The organism is Copranaerobaculum intestinale, from assembly GCF_009831105.1.
GTDB classification, from domain to species: Bacteria; Bacillota_I; Bacilli_A; order Erysipelotrichales; family Erysipelotrichaceae; genus Copranaerobaculum; species Copranaerobaculum intestinale.
This window is the reverse complement of the sequence record NZ_WUUQ01000002.1, coordinates 290744-314513: the sequence shown is the minus strand read 5'-3', so window position 1 is coordinate 314513 and position 23770 is coordinate 290744. Positions and strand designations below refer to the sequence as shown.

At 43.1% G+C, this 23770-nt stretch carries 25 protein-coding genes; 8 read left to right on the top strand and 17 right to left on the bottom strand.

All coding sequences use genetic code 11. The annotated features are described in order from the left end of the window. Positions 1-48 precede the first annotated feature (48 nt). On the bottom strand, positions 49-555 hold the full coding sequence (locus GSF08_RS06330) for a GNAT family N-acetyltransferase (RefSeq protein ID WP_160624992.1): 507 nt from the start codon (positions 553-555) through the stop codon (positions 49-51). After that, a complete protein-coding gene (locus GSF08_RS06325; protein WP_160624991.1) occupies positions 552-1736 on the bottom strand; it encodes an alanyl-tRNA editing protein in 1185 nt (394 codons plus the stop codon). Before GSF08_RS06325 ends, GSF08_RS06330 begins: the two co-directional genes overlap by 4 nt. A gap of 382 nt (positions 1737-2118) precedes the next feature. Between GSF08_RS06325 and GSF08_RS06320 the strand changes: the two genes are divergently transcribed. Further along, positions 2119-2784, top strand: a complete 666-nt coding sequence (locus GSF08_RS06320) for a gamma-glutamyl-gamma-aminobutyrate hydrolase family protein (protein WP_160624990.1) — start codon at positions 2119-2121, stop codon at positions 2782-2784. Here GSF08_RS06320 and GSF08_RS06315 read toward each other — a convergent pair. The 3 genes from GSF08_RS06315 to GSF08_RS06305 are packed head-to-tail and all read right to left on the bottom strand — an operon-like array spanning position 2773 to position 5365. After that, the gene (locus GSF08_RS06315; RefSeq protein ID WP_160624989.1) at positions 2773-3327 is read right to left on the bottom strand and encodes a YqaA family protein; all 555 of its coding nucleotides are present in this window, start codon (positions 3325-3327) and stop codon (positions 2773-2775) included. The two genes, GSF08_RS06320 and GSF08_RS06315, sit on opposite strands and share 12 nt — an antisense overlap. A 41-nt stretch (positions 3328-3368) precedes the next feature. Continuing rightward, positions 3369-4148, bottom strand: a complete 780-nt coding sequence (locus tag GSF08_RS06310; RefSeq protein WP_160624988.1) for an HAD-IIA family hydrolase — start codon at positions 4146-4148, stop codon at positions 3369-3371. A gap of 59 nt (positions 4149-4207) precedes the next feature. After that, a complete protein-coding gene (locus tag GSF08_RS06305; protein WP_160624987.1) occupies positions 4208-5365 on the bottom strand; it encodes an MFS transporter in 1158 nt (385 codons plus the stop codon). 206 nt (positions 5366-5571) lie between these two features. Between GSF08_RS06305 and GSF08_RS06300 the strand changes: the two genes are divergently transcribed. From GSF08_RS06300 to GSF08_RS06285, 4 genes are all read left to right on the top strand, one after another. Further along, on the top strand, positions 5572-6933 hold the full coding sequence (locus tag GSF08_RS06300) for an ABC transporter permease (protein ID WP_160624986.1): 1362 nt from the start codon (positions 5572-5574) through the stop codon (positions 6931-6933). 16 nt (positions 6934-6949) lie between these two features. After that, positions 6950-7615 (top strand): ATP-binding cassette domain-containing protein, encoded by a 666-nt coding sequence (locus GSF08_RS06295; protein WP_160624985.1) that lies wholly within the window; start codon positions 6950-6952, stop codon positions 7613-7615. An 83-nt stretch (positions 7616-7698) separates the two neighbouring features. Next, complete coding sequence (locus tag GSF08_RS06290; protein ID WP_160624984.1) at positions 7699-8367, top strand: response regulator transcription factor; 669 nt, start codon at positions 7699-7701, stop codon at positions 8365-8367. Then, complete coding sequence (locus GSF08_RS06285) at positions 8355-9416, top strand: sensor histidine kinase (RefSeq protein ID WP_160624983.1); 1062 nt, start codon at positions 8355-8357, stop codon at positions 9414-9416. The genes GSF08_RS06290 and GSF08_RS06285 overlap by 13 nt, the downstream gene beginning before the upstream one ends. A 106-nt stretch (positions 9417-9522) precedes the next feature. On the opposite strand, the gene sufB is transcribed toward GSF08_RS06285, so the two are convergent. The 5 genes from sufB to sufC are packed head-to-tail and all read right to left on the bottom strand — an operon-like array spanning position 9523 to position 14227. After that, entirely contained in the window at positions 9523-10923 is a 1401-nt protein-coding gene (gene sufB, locus GSF08_RS06280; RefSeq protein WP_160624982.1) for a Fe-S cluster assembly protein SufB, read from the bottom strand. Beyond that, entirely contained in the window at positions 10916-11365 is a 450-nt protein-coding gene (sufU, locus tag GSF08_RS06275; RefSeq protein ID WP_160624981.1) for a Fe-S cluster assembly sulfur transfer protein SufU, read from the bottom strand. Before sufU ends, sufB begins: the two co-directional genes overlap by 8 nt. 13 nt (positions 11366-11378) lie before the next feature. Then, on the bottom strand, positions 11379-12611 hold the full coding sequence (locus GSF08_RS06270; protein WP_160624980.1) for an aminotransferase class V-fold PLP-dependent enzyme: 1233 nt from the start codon (positions 12609-12611) through the stop codon (positions 11379-11381). Beyond that, on the bottom strand, positions 12604-13404 hold the full coding sequence (locus GSF08_RS06265; protein ID WP_160624979.1) for a SufD family Fe-S cluster assembly protein: 801 nt from the start codon (positions 13402-13404) through the stop codon (positions 12604-12606). The genes GSF08_RS06270 and GSF08_RS06265 overlap by 8 nt, the downstream gene beginning before the upstream one ends. A gap of 1 nt (position 13405) precedes the next feature. Further along, positions 13406-14227, bottom strand: a complete 822-nt coding sequence (gene sufC / locus GSF08_RS06260) for a Fe-S cluster assembly ATPase SufC (protein WP_160624978.1) — start codon at positions 14225-14227, stop codon at positions 13406-13408. Between the two features lie 244 nt (positions 14228-14471). Here sufC and GSF08_RS06255 point away from each other — a divergent pair, with 244 nt between their 5' ends. The 3 genes from GSF08_RS06255 (at position 14472) to GSF08_RS06245 (ending at position 16846) form a co-directional block, all read left to right on the top strand. Next, complete coding sequence (locus tag GSF08_RS06255; RefSeq protein WP_160624977.1) at positions 14472-15461, top strand: peptidylprolyl isomerase; 990 nt, start codon at positions 14472-14474, stop codon at positions 15459-15461. Positions 15462-15475: 14 nt separating this feature from the next. Then, a complete protein-coding gene (locus GSF08_RS06250) occupies positions 15476-16351 on the top strand; it encodes a peptidylprolyl isomerase (RefSeq protein ID WP_160624976.1) in 876 nt (291 codons plus the stop codon). Between the two features lie 90 nt (positions 16352-16441). Next, the gene (locus GSF08_RS06245) at positions 16442-16846 is read left to right on the top strand and encodes an HIT family protein (RefSeq protein ID WP_160624975.1); all 405 of its coding nucleotides are present in this window, start codon (positions 16442-16444) and stop codon (positions 16844-16846) included. Positions 16847-16861: 15 nt separating this feature from the next. Here the strand turns inward: GSF08_RS06245 and GSF08_RS06240 are convergent, their stop codons facing one another. From GSF08_RS06240 to rsmD, 7 genes are all read right to left on the bottom strand, one after another. Next, the gene (locus tag GSF08_RS06240; RefSeq protein WP_160624974.1) at positions 16862-17431 is read right to left on the bottom strand and encodes a GNAT family N-acetyltransferase; all 570 of its coding nucleotides are present in this window, start codon (positions 17429-17431) and stop codon (positions 16862-16864) included. Between the two features lie 182 nt (positions 17432-17613). Further along, positions 17614-18471, bottom strand: coding sequence for a ribokinase (locus GSF08_RS06235; protein WP_160624973.1), 858 nt, complete (start codon positions 18469-18471; stop codon positions 17614-17616). Between the two features lie 10 nt (positions 18472-18481). Then, positions 18482-19852 (bottom strand): aldehyde dehydrogenase, encoded by a 1371-nt coding sequence (locus GSF08_RS06230; protein WP_160624972.1) that lies wholly within the window; start codon positions 19850-19852, stop codon positions 18482-18484. Between the two features lie 13 nt (positions 19853-19865). Then, complete coding sequence (locus GSF08_RS06225) at positions 19866-21020, bottom strand: M20 metallopeptidase family protein (protein ID WP_160624971.1); 1155 nt, start codon at positions 21018-21020, stop codon at positions 19866-19868. Positions 21021-21473: 453 nt separating this feature from the next. Further along, positions 21474-22490: a YeiH family protein gene (locus tag GSF08_RS06220; RefSeq protein ID WP_160624970.1), complete on the bottom strand. Its 1017-nt coding sequence runs from the start codon at positions 22488-22490 to the stop codon at positions 21474-21476. A 148-nt stretch (positions 22491-22638) separates the two neighbouring features. Beyond that, positions 22639-23136, bottom strand: coding sequence for a pantetheine-phosphate adenylyltransferase (gene coaD / locus GSF08_RS06215; protein ID WP_160624969.1), 498 nt, complete (start codon positions 23134-23136; stop codon positions 22639-22641). Then, positions 23129-23716, bottom strand: coding sequence for a 16S rRNA (guanine(966)-N(2))-methyltransferase RsmD (gene rsmD / locus GSF08_RS06210; protein ID WP_347337996.1), 588 nt, complete (start codon positions 23714-23716; stop codon positions 23129-23131). Before rsmD ends, coaD begins: the two co-directional genes overlap by 8 nt. Between the last annotated feature and the right edge of the window lie 54 nt (positions 23717-23770).

Here is a 23770-nt window from a genome sequence, read left to right as displayed (position 1 = left end):
ATAACTTCCGCATAATGATCGCTATTCTCTATCATTCAGTAAATAATATCATTTCAGTAATTTTGCATAAATAACGGAATCAATGATTTGCCCGTATTTAATAACACTGTTATGAAAATGACCTTCTTTTACAAAGCCGTTTTTTTCCAAAACCCGCTGAGATGCCTTGTTGGGTTCAAATACCTCTGCATGAATACGGTTGATGTCCAGCTTGGCAAAAGCTTCCTTCACCATAAGCGAAACAGCCTTGGTAGCGATCCCTTGCCCCCAATAGGATCGACAAAGCCAGTAGCCAAGCTCACCGTTCAAGCGATATACATCACACGCTTTTTCAACGCCGATTGTGCCGGCAAATTTTCCATTGACAAGAATTGCATACTGCAGTGTCTGCGAAGGATCGGCATTCTCACAAAATTCCAAATAGCTGCGGCCGGCTTCCTCAGTATACGGATACGGGAAGCGATCTCGCAAAAAAGCAGATACGCCCTGATCATTTGCGGCTTTCACCATATCCGGCAAATCGCTCATAACCAGCGGCCGAATCGTTACATTCATGATGCGGCACTCTGATTTTGTTCATCGCAAAGAGCCTTCAAGGCGTTGACCAGCGCTTCGCTGTACTCCCCGCCGCCCTGCGCCATGGATGGATTTCCGCCGCCGCGCAGTCCGTATTCAGCCGATAATTTTTTAAACAGTTCTCCGCACGGATAGGCAAAAGATTTACTGTGAGATATCATCACATGACAGCGATCCTCGACCTTGCATAGAAAGAAGATACCATGCTCATAATTCCGCACAAAATAAGAACAGAAGCCCTGAAAGGTTTTAATATCCATATCGTCGAATTCATGAAACAGACACGGTGCTTCTGCTTCTTCATGCATGATTTTTGCTTTCAGCTCGATTACCTGCTGCTTCCAGCTATTCGCTTCATTTTTCGATGCTTTCAATTCACTTTGAAGCTTGTCTATACCCGCTTTCAGATTCAACTGCGGCACGCCTAAGCTCTTAGCGCTGTCCGCGAGCACCTTGATCTGTTTGCCATAGGTTTGTAACAGCTGCTCTCCGCAGACGAAGTTGATTTTGTAACCGCGAGTCGTTTTTTCATAGTTTAAAAATTTAAACGATTGCAGGTAGCGAAGGCTCGGCACATGAATGCAGCCGCACATATTATAGTCAATATCTCCGATGATCACTGCACGCAGATCTTCATGATTTAATTTTTCGTCGAGCACATGCTGCTGTGCTTCCTCTGGTGTCGGATAAATAATCTCAATTGGCAGATCCTGTAAAATGTAATCATTGCATAGCCGTTCCAGCTCCTTCATGATTTCATCATTAAACGTTTCAAAACCCATTTCAGCTCCGCTGTCATGTTCATTCATATAAAAACTGATCGTATCCGCATGATAAACCTTGTTCATAATTCCGCACATCAAATGTGATGCACTGTGTACCTGACATTTCATCACCCGTTGATCCTTATCCACACGCATATGGACACGACCCTGTATTTTCTCATCCAGCAGATGCCATACCTTGTCATCTTCCGTCTTTAAATCCAGCACTTCATGTTCATTGATCGTACCCGTATCCCGATCCATGCCGCCACCTTCCGGATAAAAGACGGTTTCCTCAAAAGCATGCCAGTATTTCCCCGCTGCTTCCCTAACCTCCAGCACCGCTGTGTCTAGCTCTAATTTCATCCAGTCATCATAATATGGATTAAACATCATCACCACTCCCTTGCTTTTATCTATAATTTACATTATAGCATAAAGCAAAGCGAAGCACAGATAAAAAAAGACATCCCTTAAGACGTCTTTTTTTCGTTGATTGCGTGGAAGTATATCATAATTTTTGGGGGAGATACTAATCTATCCATATGGGTGGGGGAAGAAAAGATAGACTAGCGAAATACTTCCACGAGGTATCTCTACCTGCAATAATCATACTGGTTTTTCAAAACCTTGTCAATAAAATACTACGATTAATTATACCTTCTCGGGTATAAAACGAACATTTTAAAACATCTCTTTTCATTGTGTAAATTTTACGCTATGATACAGGAGAAGTTTCCTTGATTTAACATAGTATATTGGGAAAGGTTGGATGTTTATGTTAAAGATAGCAGTAGCTGCCCGCTGTGAGATTCTGGATGGCATGGAGAAGTATTTCTGTAATGCTTTTTACACGGATGCCTTCCAGCAGGCAGGTGCAAGCCTCATCATGGCGATGAGCTATGATCAGAGTGATTGGTTTGCCAAGCAGTGCGATGCTTTATTAGTACCAGGCGGCAATGATATGGACAGCGCTTATTTTCAAGAGCCGTTACATCCGCTTGCACATATCTATGAGCGGCCGATTGATGCGCTGGATTATGCGCTGATCTCAGCCTTTTTGAAAGCCGGCAATCCGATTTTGGGTATATGCCGCGGTCTTCAGGTATTGAACGTCTATTTCGGCGGTACGCTGCAGCAGCATTTTAATAAAGAAGAACACGCGCAAAGTGATGGAACTCAGCCGATGCATGCTTTAAAACTTCACGATCATACCTTTATGAGCAATCTGTATGAAGAACCGATCTTCATTAACAGCTATCACCATCAACGCATTGCCAAGCTCGCCGATCATCTGCAAATTGCCGCAACGCATCCCGATGGTACGATTGAAGCGTTCCAGCACGATTCTTTACCAGTCTGGGCAGTGCAGTGGCATCCCGAACGAATGGGTAAATCCGATCGGATAATTCCCGCTTTTATCAAAAGCTGTTCAGCTCGCTGAGCGGCTTTTTACTTTATCAAACAGCCATCGAAGCAATAAAATGGCCATGATGCCAAATGAAAAAATTGTTCCATAACGATCTACATTCATGACCGTACCAAGCTCTTTTAATACGCCTGTTACCAGCAGGGATCGCATAAGCCTTGCGATCGCATCGGTACAGGTGAATTTTAAGAAGGACATATGAGTAAAGCCGGCTAAATACGCAAGCAGAAAATCCGGAATCGGCGTAACGCCGCCGATGAATACCGCCAGCATGCCATAGCGCTCCATCAATCGCTCTCCGCTTACGATATCCTTCTCACTTGCCATATGGCTTAGTGCGGAACGTCCCATGCAGTACGCGATAAAATATCCGATTGCCCCACCGATAAATGTCCCGGCTGCTCCCTCCAGTGAATAGATGATCCAACGTTCAGGACTCGTAATACACAGCGGCACCAGGATAACCTCCAGTGAAGGCAGCGGCAGAAATGCTTTCAAAACCGCATACAAAAACAGTCCGAGATCCCGCCATACGATAAAAAAAGTAGATACATCCATAAACATCACTCCTACTTCAGTTTATCGTATCTGCTTTTTCATTATACCAGTAATTCCATTAATTCATATAAATCAGACACCTGCATATATGGCTTACTATGACATTTTTTCACGTCTTCAAAAGTGTGTACGCCACTGCTTACAAAGACAGTATTCATTTCGTTATTCATGCCAAATGCAATATCGGTCTCAAGATTATCACCCAAAACGATACATTCACTTTTTGCTTTGCCCAGATACAGCATGACCTCTTCCATCATGGAAGCATTGGGTTTGCCGATCATAATCGGCAGCTGTTCGCTGGCATAGCTCAGCATTTCCACAACCGCCCCATTACCGATCAGATAATCATCACCATCAGGCAGCCGCCGATCAGCATTGGTTCCAACCAGCTTTGCCCCGCCCAAAAGAATATTCAGAGCACGGCTGTAATCCATAAAATCAGCCTGCTTCTGCAGTCCGACAAATAAAAAATCGGCGTGCTCCTCACAAATTTGAAAATGATTTGCAAGCAGCGCTTCTTCCATCCCCGCTTCGCCCAGATATGCGGCTCTGCGCTGATCAAAATGACGGGCAATATAGCTGGCCGATGCCATCGCACTGGTAAAAAAATCACGTTCAAAAAGGTTGGTGAAACCAAGCTTTTGCATATGCTCTGCGTTTTGAAGGCACGTTCTGGTCGCATTATTGGTAACAAACAGGTACTCTGCCTTTTGCTTTTGTAAGAAAGCGATAAATTCTCTGGCTCCTTCAATATTTTGATTTCCCTTATACATGGTACCATCCAAATCAATGAGCCAGGTGCGTTCTGAAGCTTTCATTCATTTCCACCCCTTCTCAGCGTTCCTATTATATCATCTTCCTTATGAAATCACATCGATTATTTCGACTGCTGATAATCACTTTTATCCATGTGCTTGTACCAAAGAATCAACAGAAACGGTACGATGCCAAAAATCGCAACCGTATACAGCGTCCAGTCATAACCAATATGATCACAAAGAAAGCTCGTTATGAGCGGCGTGATCAATCCGCTGACCCCGATAAAGATCGCCATCGCGAACATCTGAGCACTGGACTGCAGCTTTTTAGGTGTGATCTCATTTACCAGCACCTTACTGGTAAGCATGATGATCGGCAGTGTAACCAGCTGCAAGGTAGTCGTCGCAATGATCATCCAAGGATGAAACGAAAAGCCATAGCAGACAAATTTCAAAGAATACATCACCGTACCAAAGATCAAAAGCGTATAGTTTTTAAACTTTTTCAAGATCCAAGCGGCACCTAAAAACAATGGTACTTCCATAAATGACTGCAATGCCCATTTAAAGCCCACCTGCGCGTTGTTTGCCCCGATTGCCAGCATCTTATCGATTACGACATACTGATCCGCTGTACCGATCATATAGACCAGCAGAAAGATCGTAACCAATAATAGATATGCTTTATTTTTTAAAAGCAGACCCAAGCTCTTAAAATTCACCCGTTCATCCCCCTCACGCTTGGCATCCGGAGATTTCTTTAAACAGACAAACAGCAGGATTGATATACCGATGATGCTGTATACCAATGACATATAAGAAAACTGTCGTATCAAATAGCCGGCGATCGGAGATCCAATCGTAAGTCCCATGGCTCCGGCCGCCCTCAGCTTGCCGTAGTTTTGTTGATCAAGCTCCAGCATCCATGTTTCATCCAGACCCATGATGACCTTTACCATACCGCCCATTAACGCTACCGTAAACAGATGATAAAAGAAAAGCTCTTGCTGCACGACAAACATCGCGATACTGCTGAACAGCAGTAAAACATAGGCAATGCCGAAGAAACGGCGAATCTTGCGGCAGCGATCACACAAATAACCAAACAGCAGCTGTCCGCCGATCGCGACAATGGAATTAGCAGCCAAAATATACCCACGCTCCATGACCCCATATCCCACCTTAGACAAATACGGTATCATTTGGGTATTCACCATAGATATCGCAAAAAAAGCCAAAAAATTCATTAGATAAACCGCCGGACCGATTTTTTTCATACCTTCACATCCTCATTTTTTAGTATGGAAAAAGTTGATAGGTTTCATACTGTCAACAAAACAGTAAGATTATCAGTGAGGTATCAGCATCAAATTCAGCAACTTCATATTTTTTAAATAATCACCGTAAGCCTCACAAATCTTGCCTTAAAATTAACACAGGCTGTGTTAAGATGTGGTACATGATGAAAGAAATGAGGTATATTATGTATATTGTTAAAAATGCTTTTCGCAATATTTTTCAAAATGCCGGCAGAAATATTATGATTGCAGTTATATTTCTGCTCGTAATAACGATGAGCTGTGTCGCCATCGTCATTCGTGACAATACGGATGAGATCGCTAAAGAATATAAGGATCAGCTCAGTACTCAGGTTTATATAGAACCGGATTATAAAAAAATCGCAAATCAATTTAACGAAAATGAAGATTTTACCACTCCTCCGATTACTAATGAGATCGTCAAAAAAATGGCAGCTTCTCCCTACCTAAAAAAGGTTGAATACGCGGCCAGCATGGAAGCAATCGCTGATGAGATCACCTTCAAAGAACCAATCGAAAAACGTTATACTGAAATGCAGCGAGTCGGTGAACTGTTAGAAAGAGCTCGAGTGCCTTATATGCAGATCAGCGGATTTGACAATGTATCCAACGCGCTGGCTTTCCAAAGCCGTGAAGCACAGCTGCGTGAGGGAAGATTTCCAAAAGCAGCAGACGAAGCCGTGATATCCGATGAGCTGGCAAAATTGAATCATTTTAAAATCGGTGATACCTTTCAGGCAAAGGATATCCATGACCAAAATCTGGAAGGTACGGTTTTAAAACCGATGACATTCCGCATCAGCGGTATCTACCATCGCGAAAATGATGAAACATACAGTGAGATCTTTACTAAGACAGATCGCCTTATCAATTCAGAATATGCTTATAACCCGATTTTGCAAGGAACTTTCTTTTTATCAAATCCAAAAGATTTGGATGCCTTTAAAAAAGCAGCTTATAAAGCTGGATTATCAAACTATTATTCTGTAAAAACCGATGATATTGCTTATAATGCATTTATCAAGCCGATTGAGCAAATGTCCACAGTCGCCGCTGTGTTCCTCGGTGTGGTACTTGTGTTGGGAGCCACTATTCTGCTGCTACTATCTATGCTGGCAGTACGCGAAAGAAAATACGAGATTGGTGTCCTTCGCGCAATGGGTATGAAAAAGCGAAATATTGTTCTTCAAATGCTGCTAGAATCTGCTATGATCATGGTAGTCTGTCTTGCCATTGGCCTTATTATCGGCAGTCTGCTGGCACAGCCTATTACAGACATGATGCTGGCTGATAAATTAGCTTCTCAGGGAATGGGCGGCAGCTTATCCCAAAACATTGGCAGCTCGTTCTCCGGTGGTTTGGCTACTGATCATACCGCAATCACACATATTGATGCAGTACTGCAAATATCTTCCATATTGCAGCTAGGCGGCATTGCACTCTTCCTAGTCCTATTGGCAAGTATCATGAGCTCCTATTATGCTATGAAATTCGAACCGATGCGAATTCTTCGGGAACGAAATTAAGAAAGGATAAACACATATGTCTCTATTATCAGTTAAAAATGTAAGCTATCGGTATGAAAATACCAAACGCCGTGCGCTGAAAAATATTAATATTGATTTTGAAGCCGGTAAGGTCTATTGTATTATCGGAAAGTCCGGATCCGGAAAAACAACTTTGCTCTCCCTGTTGTCCGGATTGGATGTCAGCAGCGAAGGCTCCATCCTTTATGAAAATAACGATCTTGGTAAAGCTGACCGTGATGATTACCGTGCTCATAAAATTGGTGTCATCTTTCAAGGCTACAATTTGTTATTAAATAAATCAGCCTACGAGAATATTGAATTGTCCATGGCAATCAGCAAGTCGAAGCATACCCACGATCGGCAATATATTCTGCAGCTCCTTCAAAGTGTCGGAATTGATGAAAAAACCGCCTTTCGGAAAGTGTTAAAATTATCGGGAGGAGAACAGCAGCGGATCGGAATTGCCCGTGCCTTGTCTCATGATCCCAATATTCTGCTGGCTGATGAACCAAGCGGAAATCTCGATCAGGAAACTGAAGCAGAAATCATTAAAATACTCGTTGATCTTGCACACAATCAGAACAAGTGTGTAATCATCGTTACACATTCAAAAAAAGTCACCAAATATGCTGATGAAATTTGGGGCATGAGCAGCGGAAATCTAGTATACGCTGGTTAGCTTCATAAGCAACGGTACAGAGCTTGAAACGTAAGCTTTGTACCTTTGATAGTTTATAAACGAAAAGAAAGGATGGTGATTTGATGCGGCTGTTGATCGTTGAGGATCATGAAGAGCTGCTTGCGCTGATGATCGAGCGTCTTTGTGAATATGGCTACGCCTGTGATTACGCATCATGTGGTGAAGCTGCTGATATAAAAATACATGATAATACATATGATGCGGTTTTGTTGGATTTAAATCTGCCTGATCAGGATGGATTTGATTTGCTGGCAGCGTGGCGTATGAAAGGAGTAGCATGTCCGGTATTGGTGGTAAGTGCCCGAAATGATATTGAAGACCGTGTCAAAGGACTTCAGCTTGGCAGCGATGATTATATTTCAAAGCCCTTTGATTTCAAAGAGCTTCATGCCCGCATCCAGGCGGTGATTCGCCGCTTTCACGGTCGGCCGATATCCAAAATTGAAGTCGCCGGATTATCCATCGACGTTGATACCAGAACCGTTCTGCTGGATCAAACAAAAATTGCTTTATCACCTAAGGAATATGATATTCTTGAATATATCGCGAGTCAGCATCCCCGTATCATCTCAAATAGTGAAATTGCCGAGCATGTATATAATGAAGAATTTGATCCGTTCTCCGGAGTGATCCGGGTCCATATGGCAAATATACGAAAAAAACTAATCATTGACGGAAAATCGGTATTATGCAATGAAAAGGGCAAAGGTTACTTTCTATGCCATCCATAAGTAAAAAGAAATGGCTTTTGATCAGCATTGGCACCTTTCTGCTCATTTTGATGATCTGTTTATCTTTTTATTTCTTTATCAGTAAATCCGATGCCGATATGCAGAATATTCCGCAAATTTACTATTATGACAATCTCCGCACTCAAGTAATCACTCGTTCAACAATCACCGCCAAGCAGCTGCATGATTATTTCCGACAAGCTTTTTATCAATATCTGCCGCTATTGATTGCCATGATCTGTTTCTGTATTTTATTATTTTCATTTATCATTTTATATGGCGTCCGCATATTGGATAAAAAACACAGTAAAGAAATAGCCGATGATCTGATGCAGGTATCATATGATCGTATTGATTTGGTGAAAGCAAACGATTTAAAAGCAGAATACCAGATCCTGCATCAAAAAATGACCGCTTTTGAAGAAGATCAAAAACGGCTGCATGCCTATATTTCACATGAACAGAAAAATCTGATCATGCTGCTGAAAGCACGGATTCAATCAAATGATCCGCAGATTACAAGAGATATTGATAAGCTGTCACAATCCATTGATGACATACTGGCATTGTCCGCTCATCAGGATATGCAGAAAACGATCTGTGACCTAGCCATGATTGCGGCAGAACAGTGTGACCGATATCGAAGCATTTATCCATCCTTGTCTTTTCAATTTGATGAAGAAGCTGATTACAGTATCCTGGGAAAGGAGCAGTGGCTTCGCCGAGCATTGGACAACCTGCTTGAAAATGCCGTAAAATACGGCGATCAAAAACCGATTGAAGTATCGCTTCGTCAAGCCTATAACAGTGTTCTTTTATATGTGCAAGATCGCGGAAAAGGAATGAGCGAAGTCCAGCAGGAGCGTATTTTTGATTATGGATACCGCATCCATACCTTGAAAAAAGACGGCTATGGAATCGGTCTCAGCCTAGTGTGTCATGTTTGTGAACTCTGCGATGGATTTATTCATGTCAAAAGTTATCCTGATCAAGGAAGTACCTTTATCCTCGCTTTTCCACTAGCTGATCACAGACAAAACATAACGTAAAAAAGCAGAAATCCGTAAAATCTTACGCCAATTTCTGCTTTTTCTATATTTATTTAGCATGCATAGAATGATTTTTTTGATTGTTTAAATCATTAGGATTATTCGATTAGCCGACTGAGCCCTCCATATCAAGCTTCAGCAGTTGATTGAGCTCCACTGCATATTCCATTGGCAGTTCTCGAGTAAACGGCTCTAAAAAGCCCATTACGATCATTTCCGTTGCCTGCTCCTGCTTCAGTCCCCGCGACATCAGATAAAACAACTGTTCTTCACTGATTTTGGAAACTGTTGCTTCATGTTCAATCTGCGATTCCCGATTGCGGCTGATATTCAGCGGAATCGTATCGCTGCGGCTTTCCTTATCGAGAATCAAAGTATCGCATTCCACCTTGCTTTTGGCATGATGAGCGCCCGGTGCGTGATGGATCGTACCGCGGTAGTTGACCTCGCCGCCATTACGGGATACTGATTTGGAAACGATGTTGCTGTAGGTATTAGGCGCCAGATGAATCATTTTCGCTCCGGCATCCTGAATCTGATTTTTACCGGCAACGGCAATAGAAATCGTCATTCCCCGTGCACCCTCTTCAGCCAGAATGCAGCACGGATATTTCATCGTAATCCCAGAACCGATATTACCGTCAATCCATTCCATCGAGCCGTTCTCCATTACCTTACAACGCTTAGTCACCAAATTCAGAATATTGCCTGACCAGTTTTGAACGGTAGAATAGCGGCAGCGGGCATTCTTGTGAACGAAGATTTCCACGACAGCGGCATGCAGCGAGTCTTTGGAATACGTAGGCGCTGTACAGCCCTCAACATAATGCACATCTGCACCTTCATCCACGATGATCAAAGTACGCTCAAACTGCCCCATCTGTTCACTGTTGATACGGAAATAGGATTGCAGCGGTTTTTCCAGCTTCACCCCCGGCGGCACATAAATAAAGCTTCCGCCTGACCATACCGCTGAATTCAAGGCTGCGAATTTATTGTCGCTGTAAGGAACGATCGAAGCAAAGTATTTCTTGAACAGTTCCGGATATTTACGCAGTGCGCTGTCAGTATCCAAGAAGATTACCCCCTTGGATTCAACTTCCTCCAACATGTTATGATACACTACTTCACTCTCATATTGTGTAGATACACCGGCTAAAAACTTTTGTTCTGCCTCCGGTATTCCTAGTCGGTCAAAGGTATTTTTAATCGTATCCGGTACTTCTTCCCAATCCTTTCCCTGCTTTTCGCTCGGTTTGATGTAATATGTATAGTCATCAAAAGCCAGGGCATCCAGATTAGGGCCCCAGTCCTGAAGCGGCATTGATTCAAATTGACGATACGCCTTCAAACGAAAATCCAGCATCCATTCCGGTTCCTGTTTGATGCTTGATATTTCACGGATTGTTTCTTCGCGCAATCCTTTTTTGGTTTTATAAACACTGACATCTTCATCATGGAAGCCATACTGATATTCTTCCTGTTTCAACACATCACGGTTACTCATGCTTAGACTCACTTTCCTCGATCAGCTGCTCGATGGCTTTCCAGCCGATTGTCGCACATTTGATGCGGTTTGCCTGAGAACCTACCGTATGGAACGCAACCGCTTCTTCCAGCAGCTCTTTATCATACGGCTGCTGATCAATCATGCGGTAATAATTCGCGATAATTTCCTTTGCCACGTCCAGCGTTTTCCCTTTTAAAAGATCGCTCATAATGGAAGTGGATGCCGTGGAGATGGTGCAGGCAACACCATCAAAACGGATATCATCGATTACCCCGTCACTGATTTTCGCCTGCACCCGTATATCATCAATACAGGAATCGCTGGCCATATGCTTTTCCCGATATTTTTCATTGTCCGTCAATTCATGATTGCGGGGATATTCATAGTGATCCATAATAATCTGGCGAAGCACCATCGGATCATTCAACATTGAAGCCATACTACCCTTCCTTTCAAAAGAAAACATCCAGACAGCTCTCAGGATTTGCCTTTGCTGCCAGTTCTACAAAACGATCTACCTCTTCCTTAGTATTGTAGAAATACAAGGATGCCCGGATGGTAGCACCGGTCTGCAGCTTATCAATTAATAATTTTGCACAGTGCTGACCGCTTCGTACCGCAATGCCGTGGGCATTAAAATACGTAGCGGCGTCCTGGGCAAAGACATCTGCCACATTGAAGGTGACGATTGCCGCATCGGCATGCTCGTTGTATAAAATAATATTATCCAGCTTGGAAAGCCGGTCAATCATATAGCGATGAAGCTCTTGTTCATAGGCATGCACATTGTCCATACCGATTTTCATCAAATACTCACAGGCTGCTCCAAATCCCATTGATGCCTCAATAGCAGGAGTGCCTGCCTCAAATTTATACGGCGGATTCTTCAGCAGTATATTCCCGCACATATCAAAGCGGGCATTGCTTCCGCCCCCCAGCAAAAACGTATCCATAGCATCCAACAGCTCATAGCGGCCATACAGTGCGCCAACCCCGCTTGGGCCCAGCATCTTATGCGCACTGAATGCCAGAAAATCACAGCCCAGCGCTTTCACATCGACACTGAAATGCGGCACCGACTGAGCACCGTCGATCACCACGATCGCTCCCATCTGGTGAGCAATTTCACAGATTTCCTTTACCGGTGCCTGATATCCCAGCACATTGGTTACCTGTGCTATCGCGACGATCTTGACCCGTTCATTCATTACTTCCGTAAAACTATCCAGAGTGAGCCGTCCTTCCTCATCCAGCGGAATATAATCCAGCTCAGCCCCGGTTTCCTCACATGTTTTCATCCAGGGAAGAATACAGGAAGCGTGTTCTGCTTCGGTTGAAAGCACAATATCACCCTCCTGTAAGAATTTGCGGCCGAAGCCATATGCCACTAGATTTAAAGCACCGCTGGCGCCTGAGGTATAGACGATCTCAGATGGATCGGCATGAATCAGCTTTGCAATGCTGGCACGGGCATTTTCAAATGCCGTATCTACCTGATAGCTCAAGTCGTAATCACCGCGATGAGCATTGGATGTCACCTCGGTGTAATAACGCATCACTTCATCAATTACCGGCTGCGGCTTAAAAGTTGTCGCACCGTTATCAAAATAAATCAGTTCCTGCCCCTGCATCTGATGATGCTGAAGCATGGGAAAATCCTTGCGGTAAAAATTTGGATCAAGCATATAGTCCCACCTTCTTTTCTATGAGTTCCTGCAGCTGCTTTTGCAGATCATCGTCAGATATGATATGACATAACGGCATGATATACCCCAGCATCAGCAGCCCCAGCGCTTGTTTATGACTAAGTCCGCGGCTTTGCAGATAATACAGTTGCTCGCGATCCGGCTGACCAAGACTCATCGCATGAGAAGCCTCTACATCATTTTCATCAATTAAAAGTAAAGGAATAACCTCGCTGCGATGATGCTCACTCATCGTCAGCACATGCGTATGCTGATGCGATGCACTGCCATAAGCCCCCTTAACAATCTTACCGCAGGCTTCCATCCGATAATTTCCGTCTTCCGATACGACGGCATAATTCTCCATCAGCCCTTCAGTATGCGGCTTTAAATGATTGCAGGTAATATGAAAATGCTTGTGTTCATTTGCTAAGCAGGTATGAAGCAGTCTTGCATTTGCCCCCGTCTCCACCAAATCACAAACAATGTCCGCATCTATGGAACCCTCCTGCAATTCTCCGTATCCGATTTGCAAGCCGGCATCCCGCATTACCCGAAAATGATGATGAAGGGAACCCGCAGACCGGGCATGTGCCAAAAACAGCCCCTTTACCTGCGCCTCGGGTTTCACAATAAGCTCCAGCCTTTGATCTGTCTGCTCTTTATCATATGTGAAATATATCTGAACGTTTATGCGTTCATCCACAGTGATCGTACAATCACCGTCTAAAACAAGATGATAGCAGCCGTCCTCATGGAATTCATAATGTGTTGCCTTTTCCAGCTGCTTCATACTATGCCTCTTTCTTTACCGCGCAGCTGCCAAGACTCATCCGCGGCTGTGGCTTTTCCTCTTGTTCATCAAGCGTAATTCCCAATTCCTCAATGATCCAGTCATACCCCTGCTCATCAATACGGGAAACCAGCTCATGATCACCCTCCATAACAATTTTTCCATCGATCAGCACATGGGCATGGGTTGGATTCAAAAGCTGATAAAATCGTTCATAATGGGATACGATGATCAATCCGAGCTCTTCCTTTTGATACATATCCACTATGGCATCCGCCACAACCTTCAACGCATCGACATCCAGTCCGGAATCAATTTCATCCAGCATCGCGATCGAAGGATGAAGCATTTTCATCTGCACGATTTCATTGCGTTTTTTCTCACCGCCGGAAAAGCCTTCATTTAAAAACCGATGTGCCAAGTCCGGTTTCATCTGAAGATCACCGATCGTTTTTTCCATCTCCTTGATGAATTTATACAAGGAAACCGGCCGTTCTTCACGGGCGTTCATCGCTGCCCGCAAAAAATCCGAATTGGTAACGCCCGGCACTTCTGCCGGATACTGCATTCCTAAAAACAGCCCTGCACGGCTGCGCTCATCCACATCCATATCCAATACATTATTGCCGTCAAGCAGGATTTCCCCTTCACTCACATGGTAGCGCGGGTGTCCCATCACAGCAGCTAACAGGGTGGATTTGCCATTCCCGTTCGGTCCCATCAAGGCATGAATTTCTCCACTTTTCACGTGCAGATTCAGTCCTTTTAATATTTCTTTCCCATCTACATCAACATGCAGATTGTGGATTAACAGTTCACTCATAAACACACATCCTTTCGCTCGTACTATCATAGCAGATTTTCCCTATCGAAACAATTGAAACGATTATCTCGAACACGTGTTCCTAGTATGCTCAAAGATTTGTGGGAAATTGCGTGAAAAGCCTATATAAATTGCATTTCCATAGGAAATACACTATAATAATACAGGCTTGGACATTTTTTATGTCCATTATGTACAAGGAAGCTGCTGTACATGCACACAACGTTTTTTAAGGAGGATTTTCATGATTGAAATACTAAAAAAACAATGGTTTGTAATTCTGATCGCGCTTATCTTTGTCAGCTTTGCGATTTTCTACGCATATGACACCAATAAAGACAAGCTGCCCGGCAAGAGCGTCGACGGCCAGGATCTGGTTGCATCCGTTTCCGGCAAAAACATCTCTGCTGAAGATGTATACAAGGATTTGAAAAACAGCATGGGCGGTTCGGTCATGTATTTGTATTTTGAACGCGCCGTTGTCGATCAGTCGGTGGATACGACTTCCAAGCTGAAAGAGGAAGCACAGACAAAAGCAAAAGCATACCGTCAGCAGGTAGAAGCTCAGTATGGTACAGATACTGATGAATTCCTGCGCAAGGGGTTAAACAGCATTGGCTATGGTGCTGATGAACTGGAGGACTACTTCCTGCATTATCTGAAAGTTGATAAACTGACAAACAGTTATATTGAAAAGCATTTGAAAAAACTGTTTGAGCCGATTTATAAGGAAAAAAATCCTCGGGTCGTCTCTCATATCTTAATCAAGATGGAGGATCCTAAAAACCCAACTGAAAAAGAACTTAAAAAAGTGAAAAAGGTTGAAGACGCACTGGCAAAAGGAGAAGACTTTGCCAAGGTAGCGAAAAAATACTCAGATGATGCCGGATCAAAAGCAGCTGGCGGAAACCTCGGTTATGCGGATACCGATACAAGCTTCGTACAAGCTTTCAAAGACAAAGCCTTTGCGATGAAGGAAGGCGAAGTGAGCGATTGGGTACAAGTAAGCTCAACTGACTACAACGGCTGGCATAAAATCAAAATTGACGAAACTGACATGAATACAATCATGAAGGACAAAAATGCCAAGGAAGGTTTATATAAAGCCATCCAGACTGCCAATCCGGAAATGCGAAGCACAATCATTTGGGAGCAGGCGAAAAAATTAAAAATTGATTTTAAAGATAAAGAATTGAAAAAAGCCCTGATGGATTACATGGGCATCAAGGAATAGGAGGCTGAAGCGATATGAAAAAAACCGTATGGATCACGTGTGCCGCGGCTGCTGTATTGGCGCTGAGCGGATGCAGTGATGCGAAAGCCGATATTTCAAATGGTGATAAGGTAGTGGCCAAGGTCGGTAATCAGGAAATCACAAAAGAAGATTTATATACAACAATGAAAATGAGTAACGCTTATAACACCGTTATTGAACAGGTGACGAAGCAGATCGTCGATAAAGAAGTACCGGTAACCAAGGAAATGGAAACCAACGCAAAAGCTGCGTTTGAAGACTATAAGAAATCAGCTGGTACTAGCTTCGCAGATTACTTAAAGAACAGCGGCTATAAGACCGAAGAAGAATACTATAAGAACATTTTCTTAGTCGATCAGCAGAAACAGGCTTTAAATAAAAAATATGTCAGTGACAATTATAAGACACTGATGAATGAATATCATCCTATGAAAGCACAGATTTTAGTATTTGATGACAAGGAGTCTGCAAAAAAAGTATTTGATGAGATCAAGGGCGGAAAAGACTTCTCAGATTATGCAAAGACCGGTAACACAACAAATTTCAATGGTGCTTTAAAGGTTGTCAATTCAAAAACTACCGGTATGTCATCCGTTGCCTTCACCAAAATGAAGAGCGTGAAAAAAGCGAATACATTAATTGATGAAGTGATCAGTGATGCATCGACCGGAAAATTTTATGTCGTAAAAGTTGTAGATAGTGATCCTAACAATTTCAAGGATGAGGCAATTGCTTCCGTAACAGAATTGGATGATGCCTCCGACAAAGCTTTCACATATTATTTAAAAAAGTATAACTTTACCATATACGATATTGATATTTACAATTCCATCAAGGAGAGTAAACCGACGTACATCGTACAGAAATAGCATGCAGAGACACTGGTTTCAGTGTCTCTTTTCATCGCTTATGCATGCAGAATTGTGATACAATATAGAAAAAATAAAGGAGGTAATACGATGTGTATTTTCTGTCAGATCATTCAGAAAGAAATACCTGGACAGGTTATTTATGAGGATGAACAAGTATTGGCCATCTTAGATATATCGCAGGTTACCAAAGGCCATACATTGGTGATGCCAAAAAAACATACGGCCGATTTAGTAGACTGTGATGAAGAAATCTATCAGCACGTTATGAAGGTCGTGAAAAAATTAAGCGCTCATATTTTGGAAAAAACCGGTGCGGCCGGTCTCAATGTGTTAAGTAATATCCATGAGGCTGCCGGGCAAACGGTTGAACATTTTCACGTACATCTCATACCCCGTTATGATGAAAATGACGCCGTGGAATTCACCTTTCATGAAAGTTCAAAACAAAATCTGCAGGAGGTTGCTGACAACATCCGGATGAATACCCTATAAACATAAAAAAGAGCTTCAAAGAGCTCTTTTTTTAGTTTGGGAAGCAATAAATTCACCTTTCAGGATACGCATCATGATAAAATCGTGATATTGATAATGGTAGTAATACCCCTCTTCCTGAATTCCCTCTTGTTTGAAGCCGATGCTTTTATAAAATGTCAGTGCCGCATGATTGAAGCCGACTACTCCGATCGCAAGCCGATGCATGTGGAGATCGCCAAATGCATAATTCATCAATGCAAGAAGCGCTTGTCTGCCATAGCCTTGATGTTGATAGCTTGGATCATAGATCATAATGGAAACATCGGTACAGCCCCAGTCGGGAAACATCCGCAGCAGTCCGGTTTCACCAATCACCTGCCGATCTGACTTTCGCACGATCGCAAACCATATCGAATCGGAAGATGATTTATGAAGCGCTTGGTATTGGGCATCTGGGGTGATAGGTCTAGTCAGACCTGTTTTCCCGCGGTTTTCCGGTTCATTGCACCAGCGGGCAAAATATGCTTCGTCCGCTTCCTGAAAGGGACGAAGATAAAGATCCTGGGTTTCCAGGAATAGATATTCATAAGAATTTGATTTCACTGTATATTTCCTCCATTGTTTCAATCAAAGCTTGTGAAAAAATATCAGTGTGTAGTGCTCCTCATATAGATACCTCCTCTTTGCAGTGAAATCATCTGTTAACAGTATAGCATAACCCCTGCTGTTGGATAATATTTTTAATGAGATAAGCAAAAAGAATCCGCAAAATGCAGATCCTCTTTTTATTCTTCACAATCAGCAATGGCAGCCTGCGCGCCAAAATGCTGGATGGCGCACGCTGCTATATGATTGGCATAAATAAGCGCTTCCATAAAGGTTCGTCCATTCACTATTGCGCTGGCAAAGGCCCCATTAAAGGCATCCCCTGCTCCGGTCGTATCCACAACCTCTACCTTTTCCGCCGGAATATGCAGCAGCTTTTTTCCATCGTACGCATAGACACCATTGCCGCCGGCAGTCATGATCAGCTTTTGCGGATTTGCCGCCAGTATTTGTTCTCGCTCTTCCCGATAAAGAAAATCAAATTCTTTTTCGTTCGGCGTAAGATATGTAATCTTTTCCAGATCAGATGCAGATAAAGTATGCACCGGAGCTGGGTTGATCAGCAGGGACTTTTGATTTCGATAACAGAAATCAATCAGATAAGAGACGGTATCCATCGGTATTTCAAATTGTGCGATGATCATATCACTTTTCAAAAGCACATCTGCCTGTTCATCAATCATCGCTATGCGAACCTGATCATTTGCCCCTTTAACGACCATTATGGAATTATCCTCGGGAGAGGTTGCCACAAATGCACAGCCGGTCAAAGCATTCGTCTGATATACGCCGCTTGTATCCACATGATGTTCATGAAGCTTTGAAAGCAGAAATTGTCCCTGATCATCCTTGCCCACACAGCCGATCATATGTACATGGTTGCCCAAATCAGCACAGCAGACTGCTTGATTCATTCCCTTTCCTCCGGGCATTTTTTGAAACGTTTCGGCAAATAGTGTTTCTCCCGGCATCGGCAACCGGGCGGTTTGAATCATATAATCGACATTCAAGCTGCCAACCACACTAATCGTTTTCATTTGCTCACCTCTATTTCATAAACCGTCGAATCCATTTTTCTTTTTTCTTTGTATATGGATGATATCGTAAAGGAATATCGATCCATACCGCTTTATCAACGATGCTTTTCGCATGTGAGAAAGCTTCAAAGCTGTAATATCCGTGATAATGTCCCATTCCGCTTGCACCGACGCCACCAAACGGCAGCTTTGAGGATGCCAGATGGATAATCGTATCATTGATGCAGCCGCCGCCAAAGCTGCATTCCTTCAGCACTCGATCAACCGTATTCGCATCATCGCTGAACAGATATAATGCCAAAGGCTTATCATGTTCGCGAATATACCCGATGGCTTCATCAAGCTTTTCATATGCGATCACCGGCAGAATCGGCCCGAATATCTCTTCCTGCATCAAGGCGGAATCAAACGTGCAGACATCCGCAATGGTCGGTTCAATCTGCAATGTTTCCAGATTTCGTTTTCCGCCGATCACATGCGGTTCTGCATCCAGGAGATGACATAGTCTATGAAAATGCCGTTCATTTATGATTTTGGGAAGCTCCTTGCTTAACAGAGGATCGCTGCCAAAGAAATTACCTATTTCCTTTTTCAAACATCTACAGAGCGGTTCATAGAGACTGTGCTGCACCAATACATAGTCGGGGGCAACGCAGGTTTGACCGCTGTTAAGAAATTTACCGAATGCAATCCGCTTTGCCGCAAGCTCAAGATGATCGCTATGATCAACAATACACGGGCTCTTACCGCCCAGCTCTAATACAACCGGTGTTGCATAACGACTCGCTTTCTCCATTACCAGTTTTCCTACGTTCACACTGCCGGTAAAAAAAATTAAATCAAACCGCTGATCCAACAGCGCTGTATTCTCTGTGCGACCGCCCTCCACAACTGCGACATATGCTTCATCGAAGCAAGCAGTCATCATTTCCGCAATCACATGCGAGACGGCAGGAGCGTAAGCGGAAGGCTTGACAATCGCACAATTTCCGGCCGCAATCGCACCGATCAGCGGATCGATGCTTAATAAAAACGGATAATTCCAAGGTGACATAATCAATACATTACCATAAGGTTCCTGCAGAATATAGCTGCGGGCTTTAAACTGCGCCAGCGGCGTTGTCACATATTTCTTTTTCATCCATTTTTTCAAGTGCTTCTGAGCCTCTCTCAGCTCACTTTTCACCATACCGATCTCACTGAAATAGCTCTCCATTTCCGCTTTCTTCAGATCCGCTTTCAGCGCTGCGGATATAGCATCTTCATGATGCGTGATCCATTCTTCCAGACGTTTTAAAGCGGCCATGCGAAATGCATAGCCTTTGGTTTGATGTGTTTTAAAATAGGCTCGCTGCGTTTCCACAAGCATTTTTATATCCATATTATCATTCCTTTTATAAAATATGCATGGCCTCCAGCAGCCGGACATTGACTTCAACACTGGTTAACAGCGCCGCTTCATCAAAATCAAACTGACAGTCATGAATATTCTTATTGTATCGCTCATCCTGAATTCCAGTAAAATAGAACAACCCCGGAACTTCCCGCTGATAATCACTGAAATCCTCACTGATCATCCGTGGTTCAATTTCCAGATAATCATCCCCGCATACCTGTTTCAATAATTCATTTAAGGTTTCATCATTATCTACTACATGATAACAGTCCTCGATATACAATTCCGCCTTACATTGAAAGCTCTCCGCAATTCCATCGCAGATCTGTTGCATTCTGATTTTCATTTTCTCATACATCGCATCCGTAAAGGAACGCATTGTCCCCCGCATGATCGCGTGATCGGCAATAACATTGCTTACCTGTCCGCAATGAATTTCACCAAAGGTGATGACGGTATTATGAAGCGGATCCATATTACGCGATACGATCGTTTGAAGCTGAAGCAGCAGACTGCTCATCGCAATGCTCATATCATTACCGGTATGCGGCTGAGCACCGTGAGCGCTTTGTCCATACAGTTTGATCGTAATTTCTCCGTTTCGTGCCATGAACGGACCAGCTTTACATCCAATCTTGCCTTTGGGAAGATCGCCGACCAAATGAGTTCCGAAAACCTGTTGGATCGGATAATCCCGAAACAGTCCCTGATCGATCATACGGCGTGCTCCCCCATCCCCTTCCTCACCGGGCTGGAAGATAAACAAAACACTTTGCTTGAGCTGTTTCTTGTGCTTGCATATATAATGGCACAAAGCCAGCATATTTGCCATATGACCGTCATGACCACAGGCGTGCATATTTCCTTCATGATGACTTTTGAAAGCGACTGTAGTTTCTTCCTGAATCGGCAGGGCATCCATGTCACTGCGAAAACCTACCGCGTCTCTGCTTTGTCCCTGCACCCATACGGCAAATCCATTTTCTGCATAACCGGTCTTTATTTCATCAACACCATAACCGCTCAGCTGTTCAATCAAATACTCCTTTGTCTTTATCGTAGCCAAACCGATCTCTGGTATCTGATGCAGCTCTCGGCGGTTATGCTTCACTTCCGGAAGCAATTCCATGATTTCTTTTCTTATTTTCATCATTTTCACCTCAACTTACTATATGTTTGAAATATCCTGCTTATTTATTGTTTTATGAACAAATTCTGTGCAATTTCTTCATACTACAATTTTCACAGAAATCTGATAAAAGCTTTCTTGCCATTGATCATACTTGCGGGTGCTGCGAATTTCCATATGTCGATACGTTAAACCTCTATTCCTATTATAAAGGAAATCTGTTTATTTTACATGTTAATTTCAAGTTTCTGATCGGGAATTAAAACCTTATGATAATTTTATACCGTTTGTCTCTTAATCAGCAAGTTGATCAATTTCTACCCAGCACTTATCCTCATATCAAAATTTGCAGCTGTTACAAGCAGGATATCAGTACAGAGGTCTAACGATACAAGTTTTATCCCCAAGCATCCTATATAAAAATACCCTCTTTATCGGGTTAATCGGTAAAGAGGGTATATTTTGGAATCATATATTTTATAATGTTCCCATAAAGGATTGAACGATCAAAGCCACAACAGCCACAGCAAACCAGCAGCATAGTCCTAAACCGATCGGCTTCATACCGTTGGTAATCAGCTTTTTCAAATCGGTATTCAAGCCGATTGCGGCCATTGCCATAACGATCATAAACTTACCGATCATCACTAGATTAGGGCTCAAGCCCTTTGGCATCGGTACAAAGGTATTTATGATCGCCGCGAGGATAAAACCGATGACAAACCAAGGAAATATTTTCATAATATTAAAATTACTTCCTGGTTCGGCAGCCTTTTTTGCTTTACTTGAAGTATATACAGCAAGCACAAAGGTAATCGGAACGATCATTAGGGTGCGGGTCAGCTTAACGATCGTTGCCAGCGATAACGCAAGGTTGTTGCCTGCCGCTGCGCTCCAAGAAGCGCCGGCCGCTACCACACTGGATGTATCGTTGATCGCAGTACCGGCCCACATACCAAATCCCGTATCACTCAGTCCCAACAGGTGTCCAAGGGCCGGAAAAAGAAATACCGCCGCAATATTAAACAAAAAAATCGTTGAAATAGCCTGTGCCACTTCATCGTCCTCCGCCTGAATGACCGGTGCTGTCGCAGCGATCGCCGAGCCGCCGCAAATACAGGTACCAACGCCGATCAGCGTAGTTGTCTTACTTTCAAGCTTCATCAGCTTACCGACAAAATAAGCAGTTAAAAATGCCGATGTCAGCGTGAACAGCATGACTACCAGAGATTGCTGACCAACCTCAATAACATTGTAAAGATTCATTTCAAAGCCTAATAATATGATTGAAATTTGAAGCAGAGCTTTGCTTGTGTACTTTACTCCTATTTCAATCTCAGCGCTGGGACGCTTGATCAGCGCAATCACCATGCCAAACAAAATCGCGAATACCGGACCACCGATCAGCGGCAGCTTCCGTCCAAGAAACCAAGCCGGAACCGCGATCACCAAACATACTATAATACCGGGTATTCGTTGTTTCCATTTTTCCATACTTCCATATCCTTCCTTACAAAACCATTCCATTGTATAAAAAATGGTAATAAATTGCAAACATTATTTATGTTTGCTGTCTTTACCTGAATAGAATTCATCGATCAGATATCTTATCCAAAGTATCCAAAAGCAATAAAAAACACGATTACTCGTGTTTTTGGTCAGAATGAAATTTTTCTTTTAGTTTCTTGGCTGTGAGCGGGGTTACAAATTCTTCTAAATGATCGGTATACATGGCAATTTCTTTTACCGCACTGGAAGACAGAAAAGCAAATTCCGACCGGCTCAGCAAAAACATCGTCTCAATTTCCGGTGCCAGCCACATATTAGCCGTCGCTGTCTTTAGCTCATATTCATAATCCAGTACCTCGCGGATACCTCTTATCATGATCTGAGCGCCATGCTCCTTAGCATAATGCACGCTCAGCCCCGTACCGACATCAGTTTTCACATTGGGTATTTCTCTGCATGCGTCCTGGATCATCAGCAGCCGCTCAGTTTCCGTAAACAGACACTGCTTGGCCGCATTATCCATAATCACGACAATCACTTCATCAAAAATCGCGGCGCTGCGCTGAATAACATCGATGTGACCCTTGGTTATCGGATCAAAGGTTCCCGGATATATCGCTGTTTTATGCATCTTCTTTCACCTCGTTTTGATAGTATGTAATTTTAGTAATTCCATATTCGGCACATTTTACCTGCTTGATATGATGTATCTCATTCGGCAGAATTTCCGTTTTCGCCGTTTCAAAAATCAAATTGCCGTCCTGCTTCAGCAGTCCAAGGCTGCTGATTTGATTTAAAATGTCCGCTTTATTCTCTAAAGCATAGGGAGGATCCAAAAAAATCAAATCAAAACATAAATGTTCCTCATAACAGCGCCGCAATGCCTGTCGATAATCCAATTTCCATACTGCGCTCTCACCGTCAGCCCGCAGCGCATGTATATTCTCCTTGATTACGCGAATTGAATGATGATTGTGATCGCAGAAAACCACATGATCCATTCCCCGTGACAGTGATTCCAATCCCATATTACCGCTGCCTGAAAATAAATCCAACATCCTTCCCCCTTCGAAATAAGGTCCGATTCTTGAGAAAATTGCTCCCTTGATCTTATCCGCAGTGGGACGGGTATGCTCACCTGGTACACTTTTGATTGGACGTGACCGATACTTTCCTGCAACAATTCGCATTTTTTTCAACTCCTTATGTATAAAGCGGTTTTAACGGGGTACATTAAGAATGCATCTGGTAAAGATGCTAACCCC